Annotated in this window: 5 protein-coding genes; 1 reads left to right on the top strand and 4 read right to left on the bottom strand. The window is 66.8% G+C overall.

Annotated features, from left to right (window positions below):
- Positions 1-38 precede the first annotated feature (38 nt).
- The 3 genes from AC1DJN_RS20070 to ftsY form a co-directional block, all read right to left on the bottom strand.
- The gene (locus AC1DJN_RS20070) at positions 39-308 is read right to left on the bottom strand and encodes an oxidative damage protection protein (RefSeq protein WP_025878821.1); all 270 of its coding nucleotides are present in this window, start codon (positions 306-308) and stop codon (positions 39-41) included.
- Between the two features lie 5 nt (positions 309-313).
- A complete protein-coding gene (mutY, locus tag AC1DJN_RS20075) occupies positions 314-1,438 on the bottom strand; it encodes an A/G-specific adenine glycosylase (RefSeq protein WP_478039945.1) in 1,125 nt (374 codons plus the stop codon).
- Between the two features lie 116 nt (positions 1,439-1,554).
- The gene (gene ftsY / locus AC1DJN_RS20080) at positions 1,555-2,895 is read right to left on the bottom strand and encodes a signal recognition particle-docking protein FtsY (protein WP_478039947.1); all 1,341 of its coding nucleotides are present in this window, start codon (positions 2,893-2,895) and stop codon (positions 1,555-1,557) included.
- A 131-nt stretch (positions 2,896-3,026) separates the two neighbouring features.
- Between ftsY and AC1DJN_RS20085 the strand changes: the two genes are divergently transcribed.
- Entirely contained in the window at positions 3,027-3,329 is a 303-nt protein-coding gene (locus AC1DJN_RS20085; RefSeq protein WP_478039949.1) for a hypothetical protein, read from the top strand.
- Between the two features lie 310 nt (positions 3,330-3,639).
- Here AC1DJN_RS20085 and htpG read toward each other — a convergent pair whose 3' ends face one another.
- Positions 3,640-5,532: a molecular chaperone HtpG gene (htpG, locus tag AC1DJN_RS20090; protein WP_478039952.1), complete on the bottom strand. Its 1,893-nt coding sequence runs from the start codon at positions 5,530-5,532 to the stop codon at positions 3,640-3,642.
- Positions 5,533-5,950 lie beyond the last annotated feature (418 nt).

The raw sequence follows: 5,950 nt of genomic DNA on the forward strand, positions 1-5,950 counted from the left end.
TGGCTGGACGCCGGGCATGGCCCGGCGCTACCGGTAGGTCAGGCTTCGGGGGTGAACCCGGCGGGCTTCTCCGCGTCCTTCTCGAACAGGAACTTCACCAGTTCCGTCTCCAGGAAGGCGCGATGCTCCGGCTTTCGCGGGGAAAGGCGGTTCTCGTTGATCAGCATGGTCTGGTGTGCCAGCCATGCGGTCCACGCCGGCTTGCCGATGTGGTTGAACACACGCTGGCCCAGTTCCCCCGGGTAAGGCACGAAGTCCAGGCCCTCGGCATCGCGTTGTTCGTACTGGCAGAAGACGGTTCGGGGCATGGCACTCACTCGTGGTTGCGGGATTTTGCGGAAGTTCGCTTCGGGCTCTTGATGGGCGCGCCCTCAAGCAGTTTGCGGATGGGGGCAGGCAAGCCCAGTGCAGGCAGTTCGGCGGCGCCAACCCAGCGCAGCGTGGGTTCTTCCACGCGCAGGCCGCGCACCTGCCGTGACAATACCTGCAGGTGCAGCTTGTAGTGGCTGAAGGTGTGCTGCAGCACTGGCAGCTCCTCGGCATCTTCCAGCGAACCATCGACGTGGACGTCGAACCAGTCCTGCAGCTCGCTGCCCGCTTCGGCCTGCGGAAGCGTCCACAACTGTGCCCAGATGCCGGTGTCCGGCCGCTTCTGCAGCAGTACGCGCTGCTGCTTGTCGCGCAGCAGCAAAGCCACCGCCTCGCGTTCGGGCAGCGTCTTGCTTGGCTTTGCGGTTGGCAGCTCGGCGGTGCGGCCTTCGCGACGTGCCACGCAATCGGCCTGCAGCGGACAGATCACGCAGGCCGGTCTGGACCGGCTGCAGACCGTGGCACCGAGGTCCATCTGCGCCTGGGTGTAGTCGGCCATGCGTCCAGCCGGCACCTGGGCGACCTGYGCTTCGGCGATGGCCCACAGCTGCTTTTCGATGGYGGGCAGGCCAGGGAAGCCGTCGACGCCGTGATAGCGGCTGAGCACGCGCTTGACGTTGCCATCGAGGATCGCGAACGGGTCGTTCCAGGCCTGGCTGAGGATCGCGCCGGCGGTGCTGCGGCCGATGCCGGGCAGGTCGTGCAGGGCATCGAAATCACGCGGCAGGTCGCCGCCGTGCTCGGCCACGCAGCGCTTGGCGGCGGCGTGCAGATTGCGTGCACGTGCGTAGTAGCCCAGGCCGGCCCACTGCGCCATTACCGCGTCGTTGCTGGCGGCGGCAAGGTCGGGCAGGGTGGGGAAGTGCTGCAGGAAACGGTGGAAGTACGGAATGACCGTGGCCACCTGGGTCTGCTGCAGCATGATCTCCGACAACCACACCCGGTACGGGCTGCGTGGATGCTGCCAGGGCAGGTCGTGGCGGCCGTGGTCGTCGAACCAGTGCAGCAGGCGGGCAACGAAGCCGTGCTCAGGGGCGGACGTGGCGCTGGCGTTCGGCTGGCGGGGCATCGGTACTCCAAAAGGCAGCCACCCATGGGGTGGCTCTACTACGGCAGCGGCCGGTCACCCATGGCGTGGCTCTACCGGGTTGCAGTAGAGCCACGCCATGCGTGGATGCGGACGCGTCAGGCAGTGCCCAGCGCTTCGGGCAACAGGGCGTCGACGAAGGCTTCCGGATCGAACACGCGCAGGTCCTCCGGGCGCTCGCCGATGCCAGCGAAACGGATCGGAATGCCGAACTCGCGGGCCAGCGCGAACACCACGCCGCCCTTGGCGGTACCGTCCAGCTTGGTCACCACCAGGCCGGTCACCTTGACCGCGGCATTGAACTGGCGCAGCTGCGAAAGCGCGTTCTGGCCGGTGGTACCGTCGATCACCATCAGCACTTCGTGCGGCGCGTTCTCGTCGATCTTGCCGAGCACGCGGCGGATCTTGCCCAGCTCGTTCATCAGCCCGGACTGGGTGTGCAGGCGGCCTGCGGTATCGGCGATCAGTACCGAGGTGCCGCGGGCCTTGCCGGCCTGCAGCGCATCGTAGGCCACCGAGGCGGCATCAGCGTTCTGCCCCTGCGCGACCACGGCCACGCCGTTGCGCTCGCCCCAGATCTGCAGCTGGGCGACGGCGGCGGCGCGGAAGGTATCGCCAGCGGCCAGCATCAGGCTGTGGCCCTCGTCCTTGAAGCGCTTGGCCAGCTTGCCGATGGTGGTGGTCTTGCCGACGCCGTTGACGCCCACGGTCAGCATCACGAAGGGCTTGGCGTTGCGGTCGATGACCAGCGGCTTGGATACCGGCTGCAGGATCGCGATCAGGTCCGCGCGCAGTGCCGCCAGCAGGGCATTGGCATCGATGAACTCGCGCGCCTTCATGCGCTTGCGCAGGTCGGCGATCAGGTCGGTGGTGGCGGCAACGCCAACGTCGGCGGTCAGCAGCGCGGTCTCGATCTCGTCCAGCAGGTCGTCATCGAGCTTGGGGTTGCGCGAGAACAGGCCGCCGAAACTGCGGGCGAACGCACTGTTGCGCAGGCGCTCGCGCCAGCCGGGCTTGCCCGCCGCAGCAGCCGGGGCATCGACCAGTACCGGCAGATCGGCGGCGGGGGCGGCTGGTTCCTGCGCCGGGATGACCGGGGCCAGCGGGGCGAGCACCGCGGCGGCGGCGGCCGCTTCGGCTTCGAAGTTCTCCGGCGCCAGCACGCGGGCGGGCGCGGCTTCGGGGATGGTTTCCTGCGCCGTCCGCAGTGGTGCTTGCGGGGCCGGCGCGATTGACGTTGCGGGCGCAACGACCTCGGGCGTGGCAGCTGGCACAGGCGCTTCCACCATCGGCGGGGCTACCGGTGCGGCCGGGGCCTGCTCGGGTGGCGCTGCCGACGGGAATGCCGCCGCCAGCTCTTCAGCCRAGTAATGCTGGGTCTTGGGCGCGTCCGGTGTGGCGGCGTCCTGGGGCTTCTTGCGGCGGAAAAAACTGAGCATTGGCAAAAGGCGCTGAAATCAGAGGGATATGCTACCACCCGGGCCTGTATGGCCGGCGTGGACTCAAGGTCGCAGCTACGCGGCCGTTAACCGGTCCGGAGGGCTGCGTTGGGTGGCCTGGGAGACCGCCGATGAACGATGTGACAGGTGTTGCGCTCAGCCGGATGCGTGCGGCCCAGCAGGGCGTGCAGGTGGCAGCGCACAATGTGGCCAACCTGGCGACCCCGGATGCGCCACGACTGCAGCTGCAGCGCGATGCCGCAGCGCAGGGCGGGGTGGACACCCGCGTGACGTCCCATGGCGACACCGATCCGACCGCACCGCTGGGCGATCTGTTGGCTGCCAAGGCCGAGGTGGTGGCCTTCGCCGCCAATGCCGCGCTGATCCGCYGCGAGGACCAGATGCTGGGCTCGCTGCTGGATCGGCAGGCTTGATCCGACCGCATCTGGGATGGGTCTGATCCGACCGCATCTGGGACGGGCTTGATCCGACCGGCTCTGGTGCGTGCCTGATCCGACCGGCTCTGGTAGGTGCCAACCTTGGTTGGCACGCTTTTGCAGTCAAGCCCTGCTCGGCAGCTTTTCAAGCGCCAACCAAGGTTGGCATCTACCAGGCCAACAGCAACGCCAACCAAGGTTGGCATCTACCAGGTCAACAGCAGCGCCAGCCAAGGTTGGCATCTACCGGGGCAATGGCGGTGCCAACCGAGGTTGGCACCGCCAGGCCGGGCGATCCCGGCATCGGTCAGGCCGACAGTTCCAGCAGCAGCTTGTTCAGACGGGCCACGTAGGCACCCGGGTCCTTCAGGCTGTCGCCGGCGGCCAGTGCGGCCTGGTCGAACAGCACCCGGCCCAGGTCGTCGAAACGTGCGCCATCGGCTTCGGCATCCAGCTTGGCGATCAGCGGATGACCCGGGTTGATCTCCAGCACCGGCTTGCTGTCGGGTACCTTCTGGCCGCTGGCTTCCAGGATCTGGCGCATCTGCAGGCCCAGGTCCTGTTCGCCGATGGCCAGCACCGCCGGCGAATCGGTCAGGCGGTGCGACACGCGCACTTCGGCCACGTCATCGCCGAGCACGTTCTTCAGGCGCTCGACCAGGCCCTGCTTGTCCTTGGCTGCGGCTTCCTGCTCCTGCTTGTCCGCTTCGCTCTCCAGCGCGCCCAGGTCGAGGTCGCCGCGGGCGATGTCGACGAAGCCCTTGCCGTCGAAMTCGGKCAGGTASCCCATCAGCCAYTCGTCGATGCGRTCGGTSAGCAGCAGGACTTCGATGCCCTTCTTGCGGAACACTTCCAGGTGCGGGCTGTTGCGCACCTGGCTGTAGCTCTCGCCGGTCAGGTAATAGATCTTGTCCTGGCCTTCGGCCATGCGGCCGATGTAGTCGGCCAACGAGACGGTCTGCGCATCGGCCTCGCCACGGGTGGAAGCGAAGCGCAGCAGACCGGCGACCTTCTCACGGTTGTTGTAGTCCTCGGCCGGGCCTTCCTTCAGCACCTGGCCGAATTCCTTCCAGAACGTGGCGTACTGCTCGGGCTTGTCGCTGGACAGCTTCTCCAGCATGTCCAGCGAACGCTTGGTCAGCGCGGCCTTCATCGAATCGATGACCGGGCCGGACTGCAGGATCTCGCGCGAGACATTCAGCGACAGGTCGTTGGAATCGACCACGCCCTTGATGAAACGCAGGTACAGCGGCAGGAACTGCTCGGCCTGGTCCATCACGAACACGCGCTGCACGTACAGCTTCAGGCCCTTGGGCGCATCGCGGTGGTACAGGTCGAACGGCGCGCGGCCCGGCACGTACAGCAGCGAGGTGTACTCCAGCTTGCCTTCGACCTTGTTGTGGCTCCACGCCAGCGGGTCGCTGTGGTCGTGGGCGACGTGCTTGTAGAACTCGGTGTACTCCGCATCGCTGATCTCGGTGCGCGGGCGGGTCCACAGCGCGCTGGCGCGGTTGACGGTTTCCCACTCGATCGCGGCGCCTTCTTCGCCGCCTTCCTTGGGCATCTGGATCGGCAGGCCGATGTGGTCGGAGTACTTCTTGAGGATGCTGCGCAGGCGCCAGCCGTCGGCGAAGTCGTGCTCGCCGTCCTTCAGGTGCAGGACGATGCGGGTGCCGCGCTCGGCCTTGTCGATGGTGGCGACATCGAAATCGCCTTCGCCACGCGAGGTCCAGCGCACGCCTTCATTGGCGGCCAGGCCTGCGCGGCGCGAAGTGACTTCCACTTCGTCGGCGACGATGAAGGCGCTGTAGAAGCCGACGCCGAACTGGCCGATCAGCTGCGAGTCCTTCTTCTGGTCGCCGGACAGCTGGCGCAGGAAGTCGCCGGTGCCGGACTTGGCGATGGTGCCGAGGTGGGTGATGGCATCGGCGCGGCTCATGCCGATGCCGTTGTCTTCGATGGTGATGGTGTGGGCGGCCGGATCGAAGCTGACGCGCACGCGCAGTTCGCTGTCGCCTTCCAGCAGCTCAGGCTGGGTCAGGGCTTCGAAGCGCAGCTTGTCGGCGGCGTCGGCGGCATTGGAGACCAGCTCGCGGAGGAAGATCTCCTTGTTGGAGTACAGCGAGTGGATCATCAGCTGCAGCAGCTGCTTGACTTCGGTCTGGAAGCCAAGGGTTTCGGTCTGGGTCGTCTCGGTCATCGGGTAGGGCTCCATGTGCGGTGCCGCGCAAGCGCGTGCGGCCTCGCCAAGGGGTAGGGGTGATTGTCCCGAAATCAAGGGGTTGGTCGGCCGGGCTGCGCCCGGCACCCGCCGAGGCCAAAGCAACAGCAACAGCAACAGCAACAGCTGGCTCTGGGTTGTCTGTTTGCTTGGCGGGGCGATGTGGGTTGGCAGGACGCSCCGTAAACCCTTCCATGGGGGCTCGTAGGCGCCATCCATGGCGCCTGCGGTCCTGCCAACCCAMACCGCCCCGCCTCTGACAGATTCCCGGTGACGGTGACAACGGCTGGGCTTCTGATCTCATCAAACCTTCGAAATCTGACAGATGTTCATCCACGCATGGCGTGGATCTACTGCAGATCGCGGAAAACTGTCGAAGGCGGGGTGGGTCCGGTTG

The organism is Stenotrophomonas sp. 05L414_2 (genome assembly GCF_056397905.1).